We start from the raw sequence: 15,611 nt of genomic DNA, 5'->3' as shown, positions 1-15,611 counted from the left end.
AGGCGGAAAGAACGAACTACTGCGGCAGGTGCTCCACACCCAGCCGCCGGGCGATTCCCCGCGAGGCGATGTTGAGCACCGGAACCACGCTGCCCACCGGTGCGGGACGGCCGCGGGTGACGATGCCCAGGGCGGCAACCACCTGCTTGTTCGGCAAAAACACCGGGACGGCCAGGCCGTAGTTGTCAGGCCCCGCCTCCTCCTCTGTGGTGGCGTAACTATTGGTCCGGACCCGTTCAATCTCGGCGGCCAGCACCGAGGGACTGGTGATGGTGCGGGACGTATGCGGCTCCAACCGCTGCGCAGCCGCGGAAAACAGCTCCTTGGCCCCATAGGCCAGCATGATCTTGCCCGCAGCGCTGGCGTGCAACGGCAGCCGCGCGCCCACCCGCCGGAACGGCTGACCCGCTCCAGTGCCGGACATCCGTTCCACCAGCAGGACCTCCTCCCCATCCAGGATGAACAGATTCACCACGTTATGGGTGACGAAAAGGACATCCTGCATAAACGGAGCCGCCACTTCGGCGATGTTCTGCTGCGCGGGAGCCAGCAGGCCAAGGCGCCAGATCCGCTGACCCACACGGTACTCGCCGTTCACCTTCTCCAGGCCACCCCACGACACCAGCTCACCGGCAAGGCGGTGAGCTGTGGCCACTGGCAGCCCTGCACGCCGGGCCATTGAGCTGAGGCTTTGGACCGAGTGCTCGGTATCGAAGGTGCCCAGCAACGCCAGGGCGCGTGACGTGACACTGGTCGCCTGGTGGTCGGCAGCACCGCCGTCGCCGGACGGACGCTTCGGCGCGGCCGCCGTAACCGTCCGGGTGGTACGGCCCGTCGGGGCGGCGTTTGCCATGAGTCACCCTTCTGAGTGCTGGGGAGCGTTGCATGTGGCGGAGCGCTCTCCAGCCATTTTAAGGCCCGACGCCGGTGCCCCCTGGCGCGAAAGGCGAGGCGCCGGCGTCGTACATTAGTGCATCCGCCGTGGGACGAAGGCGTTCAGCCGGCCACAGCGGCGAGGCCGGAGCCGCGGTGCGCACCCAGGCCGCCATCCACGCGAATATCCGAACCGTTTACCCAGCCCGATTCGGGGCGGAGCAGGAAGTCGATGACGGGCGCGATGTCGTCCGGCTCGCCGAAGCGGCCCAGCAGGGCACCGGCGCCCTCCACCTTGTCCCGGCCGTGGTCTTTTTTGAAGTCCTCGAGGATGGGGGTGGCCACGGGTCCCGGGCTGACACTGTTGACGCGGATCTGCCGCGGCAAGAGTTCGGCGGCCAGGTGCTCGGTGAGGAGCCGGACGCACTGCTTCGAGAAGAGGTAGGACTCAGCCGTGACCTCGTCATCGCCCGCAACTGCCTCCAGGGCGGCAGCCTGATCGCCGGCAAGCGCGAAAGCGGAGCACTTTGCCTTGACCTCCCGCCAGTTCACGGCGACGCTGGAGGCGAGGTTCACCACGGCAGACCCCTCGCCAAGCAAGGGTGCCAGCGCCCGGACCAGCCCGCGGACGCCGAAGACGTTGACGGACAGCACCGTCCGCCACGGTGCGGTGCCGGGGACCCCGGCAATGTTCGCCAGTCCCGCGATGCCGTTCGGCGCTGCAGCCTTGACTGCAGCCGCGGCGGTGTCAATGCCGGCCTGGCTCGAAAGGTCCGCCTGGACAAACGTGCCGCTGAACCCGGTGGGCGCGTTGCGGTCAATGCCGATCAGCGGGACGCCGCGGCCGGCGAGGATCCGGGCCGTCCGGGCCCCGATGCCCGAGGAGACCCCGGTAAGTACGATGGGCAGTTGCTCTTGGGACATGCAGGCTCCTCGTTAGTGCGTGACGTGCTTCACTCCATAGTGGCAAGCTAGCGCGTGCTCTGGCAGCGCACTTTCCGTTGGATGGAAAGAGTGCCCACGGATGTGACCGGTGCTATGACACTGGGATAGGAATTCCCTCCCGGCCGAAAGGACAAACCATGACGGCAGCCCAGTACGAGGTCCTCGACCCGGCCACCTTTGAGCTCATCGGACACGCTCCGGAAAACACAGCAGAGGACGTTGCGGCCGCGGTTGCGGCAGCCCAAGCAGCATCGGCCGACTGGGCCGCGGACCGGGAAACGCGCCGCAACGCCATGCGTGCAGGCGCGGCACTGATCCGTCGCGACCTGGACGCGCTGGCCACCCTGCTCTCCCGGGAACAGGGCAAGCCCAAGGCCGACGCCGCCGGTGAGTTCACGGTGGCCGCAGGACTCTTTGAGTACTACGCGGACCTGGTCTGGGACGAAACCGAACAGCTGAAACCCCGCGCCGACCGTACCCTTGAAGTCCAGTACCGGCCGGTGGGCATTGTTGGCACCATCACGCCGTGGAACTTTCCCATCTCCCTGCTCTGCGTGAAACTCGCCCCTGCCCTGCTGGCCGGCTGCACCGTGATCGCCAAGCCCTCCCCCTCCACGCCGTTGTCCACCCTCGCGCTGGTCAACCTGCTCAACGAGGTCCTCCCCGCCGGCGTGCTGCAGGCCCGGACCAGTTCGCGGCGGACAGTGAACGTCGCGCTGAGCATCTCCCCGGGCATCCGCAAGATCTCCTTCACCGGCTCAACGGAGGTGGGTATCTCCATCGCACAGCAGGCCGCGTCCACGGTCAAGCGCGTCACCATGGAGCTTGGCGGCAACGATCCTGCCATCGTGCTGGACGACGCGGACATCGCCGTCACCGCCCGCGGGATCGTGGGGAGCGCCTTCCGCAACGCCGGCCAGGTGTGCATGGCGGTCAAGCGCGTGTATGTCCCGCGTTGCCGCAGCACGGAGCTGGCCGAGGCCATCGCCGCCGAAGCATCCCGCCATGTGCTGGGCCACGGCATCGCGCACGGCACCACCATGGGCCCCATGCACAACGAATCCCAGCTCAAGCTGGTCCACAGCCTGGTTGACTCCGCTGTAGGTGCCGGAGCCCGCATTATCACCGGCGGCACCCCGGGCTGCGACCTGCCAGGCTACTTCCTCTCCCCCACTGTGGTGATCGACGCCGAACCGGGCATGGACCTAGTGGAACAGGAACAGTTCGGCGCGGCGCTGCCCATTGTTGCCTACGACCACCTCGATGAGACCATCGCCGGGCTGAACGCCGGGGAATTCGGCTTGGGTGCATCCGTGTGGAGCCCCGACCTGGAGCGCGCCCACGCAACCGCCTCTCGCCTTGAGGCCGGAACAGTCTGGGTAAACCAGCACACCCTGGTGGAACCGGACGCCCCGTTCGGCGGATGGAAGGCATCGGGCGTCGGCCGCGAGCGCGGCCGCTGGGGACTGGAGGAATACCTGGAAACCCGCGTCATCAACGCCCGCCCCCACTCCTGACCCCGCCAACTCTGCAGAAGGACTTTCCTGTGAGCGTCGAACTGATCACTCTTGGCACCGCCGCCGGGCCGGCTATCCGCGGACCGGAAAACGGCATCTCCAGCGCACTGGTGGTGGGCGATGTCTTCTACATGGTGGACTTCGGCCTCGGCTGCTCCCGCGCCGCCCATGAGGCAGGCCTTCGGGGCAAGGACTTCGTGGCCGGCTTCGTCACCCACTTGCACTCGGACCATGTGGTGGAGCTGCCCGGCTTCCTGCTGTGGAATTGGGGCAACCCGGTGGAGGGCTTCACCGGCCCGGTCTCCGTGGTGGGACCGGGCAAGGACGCTACCCGCTCCGGTGGCGCGGGGCTCTCCGGCACCAGCGAGCTGGTCTCCCACTCGCTGGAGGCCTTCTCCTACGACATCGACATCCGCGTCCACGATGAAGCACGACCACCTCTGGCCTCCCTCGTGCACACCGTGGACCTCACCACGCCCCCGGTGGGGACACCGGAGGCAGGACGCCCCTTCTACGTCTACGAGGATGACCGCGTCAAGGTCACCGGCATCCTCGTGGAGCACCCGCCCGTCCGCCCCGCGCTGGCGTTCCGCTTCGATACCGACGCCGGATCGGTGGTGTTTTCCGGCGACACCGCCGAATGCGATGCCATGGCAGTTCTCGCCCGGGGCGCCGACGTCCTGGTCCATGAAGCGGTGAACCTCGATTTCTATGCGGGTAAAGGTTTCGCGCCGGAGTTCCTGAACCACCAACGGATCGCGCACACCACCCCGGAGGGTGCCGGCCGCGTGGCCGCGGCCGCCGGGGTGGGGCGCCTGGTGCTTTCCCACCTGGCGGGCCGGGCCGAGCCACAGTGGTGGCGCAGCCGTGCCGCCTCAACTTTTGACGGGCTTGTGGATGTAGCCGTCAGTGGCCAGCGCTTCCGTATGGGCAGTCCCGCCCTCGCTCCCGCCTAAGGAATTCCGCTCACGCTCCAGCAAGGAGAGCTCTTGGCATTCCCGTCGCCAATCACAGCACCTGATGACCAAAGAACGGCCGGGGACGGGGCCTGGCTCGCCGTCCTCGCCGCGGGAATCGCGGCAGCGATGCATATCTGGAAGCTGCCAGCCGCGCTGGCCAGCATTCAAACGGATCTGGGCATCACGCTGGTCCAGGCAGGACTGCTGCTGGGCATGATCCAACTGGCCAGCGTGGTGGGCGGCGTGGTCACGGCCGTGGGCGGGGAGATCGTAGGTCTCCGCCGCCTCCTTCTCGCAGGACTGGTCCTGCTCAGCATCGCCTCAGTGCTCGGCGCGGCAGCCCCCAGCACCACACTGCTGATGGCGGCACGCACCCTGGAGGGCGTTGGTTTCCTGCTGGTCGTCGTTCCCGCTCCTGCCCTGATCCGCAAAGTGTCGGCCCCCCGACGGCTGCACGTCGCGCTGGCATCGTGGGCCACGTTTCAGGGTGTGGCCACGATGATTGGCCTGTCAGCGGGTGCGCTGTTCCTCCAGGCCGCCGGGTGGCGCCAGTGGTGGCTGGTGATGGCCATGGTCACGCTGCTCCCCGTGCCGCTGCTGCTACGCCGGATACCCAGGGACGTGCTAGCGGCCGACGCCAGGTTCCGGTCCGCGCTCCGCCGGGTGGGCCGCACGGTCGCCACCCGCGGCCCTTGGATCATCGGAGTGGTCTTCGCCTGCTACACGGCGCAGTGGATGGCCGTACTCGGATTCCTGCCGTCCATCTACCGGTCAGCCGGGCTCGGCGGGCCGTGGCCCGGCATCCTCAGCGCCATCGTGGGCGGTATCAACGCGATAGGAGCGCTCAGCGCAGGACCCCTCATCCAACGAGGAGTCTCCGAGAGGAGGATTATCTTCTGGACCTTCCTGACGATGTCCGCTGCCTCCGTGGGCACCTTCGCCGTCAGCTGGGAAAGCACGGCAAACGGCGTCCTTGTCCAGTGGGCCCTCATAGCCGTGTTTTCCGCCGTCGGTGGCCTCATTCCTGCCGCCGTGACCAGCTACTCGGTGCACATGGCACCCGCGGACGGGTCAGTCACGGCCGTTCTGGGGCTCACACAGCAAATCTTCAACGTGGGAAATTTCTTGGGTCCCATGCTGTTTGCCCTCCTCGCCACCAGAACCGGGGGTTGGGGCACCACCTGGTGGCTGACCTGCGGGCTCAGTGCTCTAGGGATGGTTCTGCTGGCCTTCCTTGGCAAACCCGACCAGCGGCAACGCCAGGAGACTGCAGTCGGATAAACGGTTTCCATCCAACGGAATACTCAAATGTAAGACCGATCACACGAGCCTAGAGTCAAGGAAACGCCGCTGCAATCCAGCAAAGGCTCCCACTTCAACGATTGGGCATACTGTGTCTGCAACTCCCCTTCCGGACGTGGCCACCGGCTCCGCGAACTCCCGCAATCCCCGAAACTGGCCCCATGCCAAACGCAACCGCTACGGCTGGATCATCACCTTCACCCTGCTCTTCCTGATGATGCTCAGCTGGGCGGACAAGGCAGTGCTGGGCATCGCCGCCGTGCCGCTGATGAAAGAGCTAGGCATCACGCCGGAGCAGTTCGGCTTGGTCGGCAGTGCCATGTTCCTGACCTTCGGCGTGGCCCAGATCGTGGCCGCACCCATCGCCAACAAGATCTCCAGCAAGTGGATCCTCTTGGTCCTGTGCCTGCTGTGGTCCCTGGCGCAGGCACCCATCCTGCTGTTCGCGTCGCTGCCCGCCCTCTGGGCCAGCCGCCTCCTACTGGGCGCCGGCGAAGGCCCGCTGGCGCCGGTGCTGATGCACGGCATTTACAAGTGGTTCCCGGAGAAGAAGGGCGCCACCCCGGCGGCACTGGCGTCCTCCGGCGTGACGCTGGGCATCGTGGCGTTCGCCCCGGTCCTGGCCTGGGTGATCGGGCAGTTCGGTTGGCAGACCGCCTTCGCCGTGCTCGCCGTCGTGGGGCTGGTCTGGACCGTCTTCTGGTTCATCGTGGGCAAGGAAGGCCCCTACACCAGCCGGAAGGCAGAGCAGGACATCGACGGCATCGCGCCGGAAGAAGCTCCTGTGGTGGCGGAGACCAAGGTCCGCTACTGGCGCACCATCCTCTCCCCCAGCTGGATCTTCGCAGTGCTGGCCTCCTTCTTCGGCTACTGGACCTTCACCCTGGCCATGTCCTGGGGGCCGGCGTACTTCCAGAACGTCCTGGGCTTCAGCGGGCAGCAGTCCGGCACCATGATCGCCCTGCCCGCCGCCTGGGGCACCATCGCCACCGTCGGCCTGAGCGCACTGACCCAGCGCCTGCACCTGAAAGGCGTTCCCACGCGGAAGGCCCGCGGCTGGGTACTCGGCGCCTCCGGAACCTTCGCCGGCGCCTGCTTGGTGGGGGCAACCATGACCACCTCCCCAGTCCTGTCCATCGCCCTCATGGTCTTCGGCTTCGGCACCGCCCCTGCGCTCTTCGCCATCACATACCTGGTGGTGGCAGAACTGACCACCATTGGCCAGCGCGGCGCCAACCTCTCGATCGCCAACGCGGTCCTCACCACCGGCGGCGTGTTCGCACCGGCAGTCTCGGGTTTCCTGATCGGCGGCGCTGCCACCCCTGGTGACGGATACCGTGCGGCCTTCGCCCTCGCGGGGGGCCTCATGCTGACCTTCGGCATCCTGGCCCTGATGTTCGTCAACCAGCAGCGCGACCGCCGCAGGTTGGGCCTCGACACAGCCGTAAGCTACTCGCCGGCGGCACCAGCCCCGGGCGCCTCTGCCTCATCAGCCGGAGCGGAGCCTGTTTCCAAAGTGGCAGTCACCAAGGCCTAAGCCACTACGGCGCAAAAGCATCCAGCGAAGGCGCCCAATCGCGGCTCGCCTGCCATCGCATGAGCTGAAAAAACAACGACACACCCAGGAAGGAACCACCCATGGAGGATCTCAAGTCCCGGAGCGGCGGAGGACGGACCGGCCTCTCCGAGCGGATCCTGGGCGGCGGCACGGAACCGGACCCGCGGTTCACTCTGGCCAACGAACGCACATTCCTGGCCTGGATCCGCACCTCGCTGGCGCTGCTCGCCGGCGGTGTTGCCGTGGAAGCATTCATGGCGGACCTCTTTGGTCCAGAACTGCGCAAAGCCATCTCCGTTCTGCTGCTCATGCTGGCACTGCTGATTGGCGGGGGCGCGTTCTTCCGGTGGCTGAATGTTGAACGGTCGATTCGCCGCCAAACTCCGCTTCCTTTGCCTTGGATTGCCCCGGTCCTGGCGATCGGGGGGGCACTCGTCGCAGCCGTACTGGTGGTCTTCGTTCTCGCTCGTCCCCTCTGACCCGTGCCTTCGCGACGTTACACGCCAACCCATGGCGACGCCGGCCTGCAGCCGGAACGCACAGAGCTGGCCTGGGGCCGGACCACAATGTCCATGACGATCGCGGCCGTCGTGTTCCTGCGGTGGATGCCCCACCATGGCTGGTTCGTCGGCACCCTCGTCGCGACCTCAATCGTCACAGCCATGGCCATCGGTAGCACCCGCAAGCGACGATTCCACCGCGCGATACACGGCATCAACCAGGAAGCAATTACACCCGCTACGACTTCAATAGCCGCCCTCTCTGCCAGCGTTGTCGTCCTAGCAGGGCTGGGAATCTTCACCGTCTTGCTCTTACCCCTACACCCCTAGCTGAACCGAAGGTCAAATAATGAACGATTTCCTCGGCCCGAATTCGTCATCGGCGCAACTGCAGACAATCCCCGCGGACTGCCGTTTACCCTGGACATCGAAGAGCACATCCCATGCGCCCCGCGGTTTCTGACAGTTTGCCGTGAGTTCCTCCCCCGCGGGTTAGGGAGCGACGGCGCGACGACGACATCCCAGTGGTACCGCTGGTTCACGGCCATGTCCCGCATGGCGCTCAAGGCGACAAGGATGAGGACGACGGCGATGGCCGCGCGGACGGGTGCCTGAGCGGCACCACCGGGATGGAATCGCCCGGGGCGGCCAGCGCGTCGTGAGGGCCAGCGGGGAGCTGCTCGGCTCGACCTCGCCGAAACCCCAGCACCCTAGGGGAAATCAGAGCGCCTTAACAGCACTCAATACCTTCGCCAGGGATTCCTTGGCGTCGCCAAATAACAGCGTGGTCTGCGGTTCGTACATGAGTTCGTTCTCGATCCCCGCGAATCCCGGCCGCATGGACCGCTTCAGGAAGACCACCTGACGCGCGTCGGCAACTTCGAGGATAGGCATGCCGTAGATCGGCGAACCCGCAGTGGTCTTGGCCGCGGGATTGACGACGTCATTCGCGCCGACCACCAAGGCGACGTCGGCCGTGCGGAACTCCGAGTTGATCTCGCCCATTTCCTTGAGCGACTCGTAGGGCACGTTGGCTTCGGCAAGCAGGACGTTCATGTGGCCCGGCATCCGACCGGCCACCGGGTGGATCGCGAAATCCACCTCGATCCCCCGAGCCTCAAGCGTGAGCGCAAGCTCGGCGGCCGTGTGCTGCCCTTGGGCTACCGCGAGCCCATAGCCGGGAACGATGATCACCCGCTGCGCATAGCCGAGAAGCACTGCCACGTCCTCCGGGCTGGAGGATCGGACGGGACGCTCGCTCACCGCCGTCGAGCCCGCCGTCGAGCCTCCCTTGAACGCGCCGAAGAGGATACCCGCAACACTGCGGCCCATGGCCGCGGCCATGGCCCGGGTGAGGATAGTGCCCGAGGCGCCCACCAACGTGCCGGCCACCACCAAAAGCACATTGCCCAGCACCAATCCCGACGCCGCCACGGCCAGTCCGGTGAAGGCATTCAACAGCGAAATCACGATCGGCACGTCCGCGCCGCCTACCGGCAACACGAGAAGCACGCCCGCCGCGAGCCCCAGCAGCAACAGCGCCAGTGCGAGCGCGAGGGAGCCACTGAAAACGACCGCGACGGCGGCACCCACCGCCGCGAGCAGCACCGCTCCCATGAGCGTCGGCAGACCCGGGAACACCACCGGTCGGGTGGTCATGAGCTCCTGCAGCTTGGAGAACGTGATGGCTGAACCCGCAAACGACACCGCCCCCACCAACAGGGTGAAGACAATGGCCACACGCACCCAGGAGTCCTCCGTGTGCGCGAGTTCCAGCAGCGCCACGAGCGCCGCTGCACCACCGCCCACTCCGTTGAAGAGCGCCACTAGTTGCGGCATCTGGGTCATTTTCACTTGCCGCGCGACCGGCGCGGCCACCCCCGAACCGGCTACCATCGCACCCAGGATCCAGGGCACGTTGTCCATTCTGACCGAGAAGAAGACCGTCGCGACGGCGAGCGCCGCACCGAAAGCGCCCACCAGGTTGCCGCGCCTGGCCGTGCGCGGAGAGTTCAGTCCTTTCAAGGCGAGGATGAAACACACGGCAGCCGCGAGGTAGAGGAGCGAGGTCGCCATGGGATTGATGGCGGTCACCGGAAGTCCTCCTTGACCTCGGGGGATTTGACCTCGGGGGATTTGACCTCGGGGGTCTTAGACACGGGTTCCTTGTCCGCCGATAAATCCCGCTTCCGTCCGCGGAACATCTCCAGCATCCGGTCCGTCACCACGAAACCGCCCACCAAATTGGCGGTAGCGAGGACGACGGCGAGCAAGGCTACCGCGAGAACCCACGGGTCCGAGGCCTGCCCGGCGACGATGATGGCGCCCACCAGGATGATCCCGTGAATGGCGTTGGCCCCGGACATCAAGGGCGTGTGCAGCGTGCTCGAGACCTTGGAGACCACTTCGAAGCCCACGAACACCGCCAACACGGTGATGGTGAGCAGTGCGATGCCGTCCATCAGGAAACCCCCTCGTTCGCCGAGCTGACGGAACCTGCGGAGCCCACGGATTCGGCAGCCTCGGCTGATAGCGCCGCAAGTGCCGCAGCCGTCGGGCCATGCCGCACCTCGCCGTCGTGCGTCAGGCACGCACCTGCCACCACCTCATCGCCGAAGTCCGGCACCACCTGGCCCTCCGCGGCCATGAGGGCGATGAAGTTCGCGACATTCTTCGCGTAGAGGCGCGAAGCGTCCGCCGGCATCGCGGAGGCGACATCCTTCATCCCCACCAGGGTGACCATGCCCTGGCCATCCGCCGTCGGGATCTCAAGATCCAAGCCAGGCACCGAGCCTTCCACATTGCCGCCGGACTCCGCGGCGAGGTCGACGACGACCGATCCGGGGCGCATGTGCTGCACCATCTCGCGGCTTACCAGAAGCGGTGCCCGCCGCCCGGGGACGGACGCCGTCGTGATGAGAACGTCCGCCTGGGCCACGTGCGGGGCGAGCAGCTCGCGCTGCAAGGCGCCGCGGTCTGCGCTGAGCTCTCGGGCGTAGCCTCCCGAGGCCTCCGCCGTCTCGACGTCGAGCTTGATGAACGTGCCGCCCATGGATGCGACCTCGTCCGCTGACGCCGGCCGGATGTCGTTGGCGGAGACGCGCGCGCCCAGCCGTTTGGCGGTGCCGATGGCCTGCAGGCCTGCCACGCCGGCACCCAGCACCAGCACGCGGGCCGGGGGGATGGTTCCGGCCGCGGTCATGTAAAGCGGGAAGAAACGCGGGAGGCGCATCGCGGCCTCGAGCACGCAGCGGTACCCGGCCACGAGCGCCTGGGAAGTGAGCGCGTCCATGGACTGTGCCCGCGAAATACGTGGTACCAACTCAAGGGCAAACGAGGTCACGCCTGCTTCGGCGAGCGCGCGGACGGTGGGAAGCTCCGACGACGGCGAGGCCAGGCCCACGGTGACGGCCCCCCGGCGCAGCGCGGCCGCCGTCGTGGGCTCAAGGGGGCGGACATGCGCGTAAACGTTCAGAGCTGCGAGATCCAGCGCGGGGACGATGAGTGCGCCAGCCTGCCGGTAGTCCTCATCGCTGTGGCCCGCGGCGGTTCCTGCTCCGCTTTCGACCAAGACCTCCAGCCCGAGTCCCGCCAACTGCTTGACGGTTTCCGGCGTCGCAGCCACCCGCCGTTCGCCGTCCAGGCGTTCCCGCGCTATGCCAAGTTTCACCCGCGCTCCCTTCCCGAAACCTCAATGCCTTTCCGGACATCATTGCCCCGAGCCGTCGTTGGCTTGAGTCTAGGACGCGGAAGGCGCGGGCGGGAGTAGGTGCCCGGGGCTGCCAGGCCATTTCCATCTTCAGACTGCTCTACTAAGCTCGCTGCCATGGCCACGTACAAGATCGGATACTTCGTCGGCAGCCTCTCAAGCCGATCCATCAACCGGGTTCTGTCCAAGGCGCTCATCAGCGTAGCGCCGGAGGAACTCGAATTCACCGAGATTCTCCTCAAGGACCTGCCCCTGTACAGCCCGGACTACGACGCCGACTACCCTCCCGCGGCACGCGCCCTCAAGGAGGCGATCGCAGCGTCGGACGGCATCCTGTTCATCTCCCCCGAGTACAACCGCTCCATCCCCGGCGCCCTGAAGAATGCCATCGACTGGGGATCCCGGCCCTGGGGAACCAACTCCTTCGCGCGCAAGCCCACGGGCATCATCGGCACGTCCCCCGGCAGCATCGGTACGGCCGTGATGCAGGCCTCCATGCGCAGCGTGTTGAGCTTCCTCGACGCACCGCAACTGAACTCTCCGGAGGCCTACATCAAATTCAATCCCGCCGCCTACAACGAGGACGGAACGGTCCAAGACGAAGGCACCGCGTCCGTCCTACGCCACTACATGGAGGAATACGGCGCCTTCGTCCAGCGGGTCCTGGCCGCCAACGCACCAGGGCACATCGGCGACGAGCACCCTGACGATGCCAAACTGACGCGGTAACCCAGGCGCCCCCGGCCTAGTGCTTTGCCGAGACGTCCCGCGATATCGCCCTGGCAGTTTCCACGATCTGCTCCCTGACCGATTCGAGGTAGGCCTCCGGGTTCGGCTGCGCGGCGACATTTTGGGCCTGAAGCGAGACATTGACCGCGGCAGCCACATGGCCCGCATTGTGGTTCCAGACGGGCGCGGCGATCGACATGAGTCCGATTTCCAGCTCCTGGTCCAGCAGGCACCAGCCCTGCTTGCGCACGCGGTTCAGCTCGGCCACGAGTTCTTCACGGGCCGTGATGGTGCGTGGCGTCAGGGCTTTGAACTCCACCGCAGACAGGTATTCGTCCAGTTTCTGCGGCGGAAGATTCGCCAGAAGCACGCGCCCCATGGACGTCGCGTAGGCCGGGAAGCGGGTGCCCACCGAGATGCCGACCGTCATGATGCGGCGCGTTGTCACCCGGGCTACGTAGAAGATGTCCATGCCATCGAGCACCGCGGCCGACGTGGACTCCCCCAGGTTCAGTGAGAGGTCTTCAAGGTGCGGCTGCGCGAGCTGGGGCAGGGACAATGCCGACAAGTAGGAGTAGCCGAGCTGCAGCACCATCGCCGTCAGGGCGAAGGTTTTACCGTCCGTGCGGACATAACCCAGCTCCACGAGGGTGTGCAGGAACCGGCGGGCGGTGGCGCGGGTCAGGTTGGTACGCGCCGCCACCTCACTGAGCGTCATGACGGGGTGGGCTGCGTCGAACGCGCGGATCACGGACAAGCCACGGGCCAGTGATTGCACGTACTGGTCACTCGCCTGAGGAGCGCGTGTCCGCGGCGCCCCGGCTACTGCTGCATCGGTCATGGTTACCAATCTTATTGGCGCGAACTGGCAGCAGATGCCCTTTAAAGTCTTTCCAGAGGGCATCTGCCGCCAGTTCGCGCTGGCGGTTGTCAGTGCAGCAGCGGGACCGGGACCAAGGCTTGGAGTTCTTCGAACGTGCAGCCGAACGTCTCACGCACCCTCACGCCGTCGGGCCCTGTCAGGAACACGGCCTTTTCCGTGTACACCCGCGTCACGCAGCCCACACCGGTGAGCGGGTAGCTGCAGGTATCGACGAGTTTGGACACGCCGTCGCGGGTCAGGAGCGTCATCATGACGAACACGTCCTTCGCGCCGGTGGCCAGGTCCATCGCCCCGCCGACGGCCGGGATCGCGTCCGGCGCGCCGGTGTGCCAATTCGCGAGGTCTCCCGTGGCGGAGACTTGGAAAGCGCCCAGCACGCAGATATCCAGGTGGCCGCCGCGCATGATCGCGAAGGAATCGGCGTGGTGGAAGTAGCTCGCCCCCGGGAGCTCAGTGACGGGAATCTTGCCGGCGTTGATAAGGTCGCCGTCGATCTCGTCGCCCTTGGCTTCAGGACCCATGCCGAGCATCCCGTTCTCCGTGTGGAGCGTGATGTTCTGCTCTTCCGTGAGGTAGTTGGAAACGAGCGTGGGCTGTCCGATGCCAAGGTTCACGAACGAACCAGGGGCGATGTCCCGGGCCACGAGCCGCGCGAGGTCGTCGCGACCCAGTGGCGTGGCCGAAGTCTGGATGTTGGTTTGGATGCTCATGTCATGCCACCTTCACGATGCTGTTGACGTAGATTCCGGGGGTCACCACGTTCTCCGGGTCCATGGCGCCGGTGGGAACGATGTCGGAGACCTGGACGATGGTGTGCTTGGCCGCGGCAGCCATGATGGGGCCGAAGTTCCGGGCCGTCTTGCGGTAGACGAGGTTTCCCTTGCCGTCCGCTTTGAGCGCTTTGATGAGCGCGACGTCGGCGTGGATAGGGGTCTCGAACACTTGCCACTTGCCGTCCAGCAGCCGGGTTTCCTTGCCCTCTGCCAGCATGGTTCCGTAGCCGGTGGGGGTAAAGAAGCCGCCGATTCCGGCGCCGGCGGCCCGGATGCGCTCGGCCAGGTTGCCTTGCGGAACGAGCTCGAGTTCGATTTCCCCGGCCCTGTACTTGGCATCGAAGTGCCAGGAATCGGACTGGCGCGGAAAGGAACAGATCATCTTGCGGACCCGTCCTTCCTTGATGAGCAGCGCCAGGCCCTGATCGGCCTGGCCGGCGTTGTTGTTCACCACAGTGAGCTCGGTGGCGCCGCAGTCCAGCAGCGCGTCGATCAGTTCGAACGGCTGCCCGGCATTGCCGAAGCCGCCGATCATCACGGTGGAGCCGTCCTTGATGCCGGAGACTGCCTCGCCGACAGTGTCAATAAAATTCAGCATTTCCTAACCCTTAACCGCTTGTGCCGACGTGCCGGCAGTGACGTTTTCGAGTACCACGGCCAGGCCTTGCCCGACGCCGATGCAGATCGCCGCGACGCCCCAACGCTGACCGGAAGCCTGCAGGCTGCGGGCCAGCGTCCCCAGGATCCGGGTCCCGGAAGCACCCAAAGGGTGGCCCATGGCGATCGCGCCGCCGTGCCGGTTCACGATGGACGGGTCGATCCCCCACGCATCAATACACGCCAGGGATTGCGCGGCGAATGCTTCGTTAAGTTCGACGGCGCCCACTTGGTCCCAGCCGATGCCTGCCTTCGCGAGTGCCTTGTTCGCGGCCTCCACCGGCGCGTAGCCGAAGAACTGCGGATCGTTGCCGTGGGCCCCGCGGCCCGCGATCCGTGCCAGCGGTTCCAGTCCCAGCAGCCCGGCGGCGCTTTCGCTGCCGATCCACGCCGCGGAGGCGCCGTCGGACAACGGCGAGGCATTGCCGGCGGTGACGGTTCCGCCCTCAACACCGGACGATTCGGGCCGGAACACCGTCTTGAGCCCGGCGAGCTTCTCCGCCGTCGAGCCTGCCCGGATGCTTTCATCGCGGACCAGATCCGTGCCAGGAACCTGGGTCACCAACTGGTCATAGAAGCCCTCATCCCAGGCAGCTGCAGCCAGGTTGTGCGAGGCAGCCGAGAACTCGTCCTGCCGTTCCCGGGTAATCCCGTACTTCTCCCGCAACCGCTCCGTGGCCTCACCGAGGGAAACGGTCCAGTCCTTCGGCATCGCCGGGTTGACCAACCGCCAGCCCAGGGTGGTCGAAGCCAGGGTCATGTCACCGGCCGGGTACGGCTTGGAAGTCTTGGGCAGTACCCACGGGGCACGGGACATCGACTCGGCCCCGCCCACCAACATGAGCTCGGCGTCGCCGGCGTTGATCTGGCGCGAAGCAATGATGGCAGCATCCAGCGACGAGCCGCACAGGCGGTTGACCGTGGTGCCCGGGATCGAGACCGGCAGCCCCGCCAACAGGGTGGCCATACGGGCGATGTTGCGGTTCTCTTCCCCCGCACCGTTGGCGTTCCCGAAGACCACCTCATCGATCCGCTCAACATCCAAGGCCGGGGCGCGCTTGACGGCTTCGCGCACCACATGGGCCGCGAGATCATCCGGACGGACCCCGGCAAGACCGGAGCCGAACTTTCCAAAAGGGGTGCGCACGGCATCGTACACAAAAGCCTGCTTCATAAGTTCCTCTACATTCGGTAGTCCCAACTAGC

General features: G+C 66.3%; 17 protein-coding genes. 8 read left to right on the top strand and 9 right to left on the bottom strand.

Going from position 1 to position 15,611, the window contains the following annotated elements; translation table 11 throughout:
• Positions 1-16: 16 nt before the first annotated feature.
• Entirely contained in the window at positions 17-853 is an 837-nt protein-coding gene (locus ABD884_RS23780) for an IclR family transcriptional regulator (RefSeq protein WP_345053131.1), read from the bottom strand.
• A 143-nt stretch (positions 854-996) separates the two neighbouring features.
• Positions 997-1,797: an SDR family oxidoreductase gene (locus tag ABD884_RS23775; RefSeq protein WP_345053126.1), complete on the bottom strand. Its 801-nt coding sequence runs from the start codon at positions 1,795-1,797 to the stop codon at positions 997-999.
• 158 nt (positions 1,798-1,955) lie between these two features.
• Between ABD884_RS23775 and ABD884_RS23770 the strand changes: the two genes are divergently transcribed.
• From ABD884_RS23770 to ABD884_RS23740, 7 genes are all read left to right on the top strand, one after another.
• A complete protein-coding gene (locus tag ABD884_RS23770) occupies positions 1,956-3,335 on the top strand; it encodes an aldehyde dehydrogenase family protein (RefSeq protein WP_345053121.1) in 1,380 nt (459 codons plus the stop codon).
• Between the two features lie 29 nt (positions 3,336-3,364).
• The gene (locus tag ABD884_RS23765) at positions 3,365-4,291 is read left to right on the top strand and encodes an MBL fold metallo-hydrolase (protein ID WP_345053117.1); all 927 of its coding nucleotides are present in this window, start codon (positions 3,365-3,367) and stop codon (positions 4,289-4,291) included.
• A 33-nt stretch (positions 4,292-4,324) separates the two neighbouring features.
• Positions 4,325-5,575 (top strand): MFS transporter, encoded by a 1,251-nt coding sequence (locus ABD884_RS23760; protein WP_345053113.1) that lies wholly within the window; start codon positions 4,325-4,327, stop codon positions 5,573-5,575.
• Between the two features lie 112 nt (positions 5,576-5,687).
• A complete protein-coding gene (locus tag ABD884_RS23755; RefSeq protein ID WP_345053106.1) occupies positions 5,688-7,133 on the top strand; it encodes an MFS transporter in 1,446 nt (481 codons plus the stop codon).
• Positions 7,134-7,234: 101 nt separating this feature from the next.
• A complete protein-coding gene (locus ABD884_RS23750) occupies positions 7,235-7,633 on the top strand; it encodes a YidH family protein (protein ID WP_345053103.1) in 399 nt (132 codons plus the stop codon).
• Positions 7,634-7,636: 3 nt separating this feature from the next.
• Positions 7,637-7,984: a DUF202 domain-containing protein gene (locus tag ABD884_RS23745; protein WP_345053100.1), complete on the top strand. Its 348-nt coding sequence runs from the start codon at positions 7,637-7,639 to the stop codon at positions 7,982-7,984.
• A gap of 194 nt (positions 7,985-8,178) precedes the next feature.
• Positions 8,179-8,316, top strand: a complete 138-nt coding sequence (locus tag ABD884_RS23740) for a hypothetical protein (protein WP_345053095.1) — start codon at positions 8,179-8,181, stop codon at positions 8,314-8,316.
• A 58-nt stretch (positions 8,317-8,374) separates the two neighbouring features.
• Here the strand turns inward: ABD884_RS23740 and ABD884_RS23735 are convergent, their stop codons facing one another.
• From ABD884_RS23735 to ABD884_RS23725, 3 genes are read right to left on the bottom strand one after another with little or no spacing between them, the layout of a single operon-like run.
• Positions 8,375-9,730 carry an NAD(P)(+) transhydrogenase (Re/Si-specific) subunit beta gene (locus ABD884_RS23735; protein WP_376953835.1) on the bottom strand — a complete coding sequence of 452 codons (1,356 nt, stop codon included), beginning with the start codon at positions 9,728-9,730 and terminating at the stop codon, positions 8,375-8,377.
• A 14-nt stretch (positions 9,731-9,744) separates the two neighbouring features.
• Entirely contained in the window at positions 9,745-10,116 is a 372-nt protein-coding gene (locus ABD884_RS23730; RefSeq protein ID WP_345053085.1) for an NAD(P) transhydrogenase subunit alpha part 2, read from the bottom strand.
• Positions 10,116-11,324: a Re/Si-specific NAD(P)(+) transhydrogenase subunit alpha gene (locus tag ABD884_RS23725; RefSeq protein WP_345053079.1), complete on the bottom strand. Its 1,209-nt coding sequence runs from the start codon at positions 11,322-11,324 to the stop codon at positions 10,116-10,118. Before ABD884_RS23725 ends, ABD884_RS23730 begins: the two co-directional genes overlap by 1 nt.
• Positions 11,325-11,480: 156 nt before the next feature.
• Between ABD884_RS23725 and ABD884_RS23720 the strand changes: the two genes are divergently transcribed.
• On the top strand, positions 11,481-12,092 hold the full coding sequence (locus ABD884_RS23720; protein ID WP_345053074.1) for an NADPH-dependent FMN reductase: 612 nt from the start codon (positions 11,481-11,483) through the stop codon (positions 12,090-12,092).
• Positions 12,093-12,108: 16 nt separating this feature from the next.
• Here the strand turns inward: ABD884_RS23720 and ABD884_RS23715 are convergent, their stop codons facing one another.
• The 4 genes from ABD884_RS23715 to ABD884_RS23700 all read right to left on the bottom strand — a co-directional run bounded on the left by ABD884_RS23715 (position 12,109) and on the right by ABD884_RS23700 (position 15,579).
• Positions 12,109-12,933, bottom strand: a complete 825-nt coding sequence (locus ABD884_RS23715; protein WP_345053069.1) for an IclR family transcriptional regulator domain-containing protein — start codon at positions 12,931-12,933, stop codon at positions 12,109-12,111.
• An 89-nt stretch (positions 12,934-13,022) separates the two neighbouring features.
• Positions 13,023-13,685 carry a 3-oxoacid CoA-transferase subunit B gene (locus ABD884_RS23710; RefSeq protein WP_345053063.1) on the bottom strand — a complete coding sequence of 221 codons (663 nt, stop codon included), beginning with the start codon at positions 13,683-13,685 and terminating at the stop codon, positions 13,023-13,025.
• A 1-nt stretch (position 13,686) separates the two neighbouring features.
• Positions 13,687-14,346: a 3-oxoacid CoA-transferase subunit A gene (locus ABD884_RS23705; protein ID WP_345053055.1), complete on the bottom strand. Its 660-nt coding sequence runs from the start codon at positions 14,344-14,346 to the stop codon at positions 13,687-13,689.
• 3 nt (positions 14,347-14,349) lie between these two features.
• Complete coding sequence (locus ABD884_RS23700; protein ID WP_345053052.1) at positions 14,350-15,579, bottom strand: thiolase family protein; 1,230 nt, start codon at positions 15,577-15,579, stop codon at positions 14,350-14,352.
• Between the last annotated feature and the right edge of the window lie 32 nt (positions 15,580-15,611).

The organism is Arthrobacter methylotrophus (genome assembly GCF_039539965.1).
GTDB lineage: Bacteria > Actinomycetota > Actinomycetes > Actinomycetales > Micrococcaceae > Arthrobacter > Arthrobacter methylotrophus.
The sequence above is the reverse complement of the archived record's forward strand: the minus strand, read 5'-3'. Positions and strand labels throughout refer to the sequence as shown.

Excerpts from the sequence above, each read along its gene's own strand:
- ABD884_RS23780 (WP_345053131.1), bottom strand. The coding sequence starts at position 853 with ATGGCAAACGCCGCCCCGACGGGCCGTACCACCCGGACGGTTACGGCG.
- ABD884_RS23775 (WP_345053126.1), bottom strand. The coding sequence starts at position 1,797 with ATGTCCCAAGAGCAACTGCCCATCGTACTTACCGGGGTCTCCTCGGGC.
- ABD884_RS23770 (WP_345053121.1), top strand. The coding sequence starts at position 1,956 with ATGACGGCAGCCCAGTACGAGGTCCTCGACCCGGCCACCTTTGAGCTC.
- ABD884_RS23750 (WP_345053103.1), top strand. The coding sequence starts at position 7,235 with ATGGAGGATCTCAAGTCCCGGAGCGGCGGAGGACGGACCGGCCTCTCC.
- ABD884_RS23735 (WP_376953835.1), bottom strand. The coding sequence starts at position 9,730 with ATGGCGACCTCGCTCCTCTACCTCGCGGCTGCCGTGTGTTTCATCCTC.
- ABD884_RS23730 (WP_345053085.1), bottom strand. The coding sequence starts at position 10,116 with ATGGACGGCATCGCACTGCTCACCATCACCGTGTTGGCGGTGTTCGTG.
- ABD884_RS23720 (WP_345053074.1), top strand. The coding sequence starts at position 11,481 with ATGGCCACGTACAAGATCGGATACTTCGTCGGCAGCCTCTCAAGCCGA.
- ABD884_RS23715 (WP_345053069.1), bottom strand. The coding sequence starts at position 12,933 with ATGACCGATGCAGCAGTAGCCGGGGCGCCGCGGACACGCGCTCCTCAG.
- ABD884_RS23710 (WP_345053063.1), bottom strand. The coding sequence starts at position 13,685 with ATGAGCATCCAAACCAACATCCAGACTTCGGCCACGCCACTGGGTCGC.
- ABD884_RS23705 (WP_345053055.1), bottom strand. The coding sequence starts at position 14,346 with ATGCTGAATTTTATTGACACTGTCGGCGAGGCAGTCTCCGGCATCAAG.
- ABD884_RS23700 (WP_345053052.1), bottom strand. The coding sequence starts at position 15,579 with ATGAAGCAGGCTTTTGTGTACGATGCCGTGCGCACCCCTTTTGGAAAG.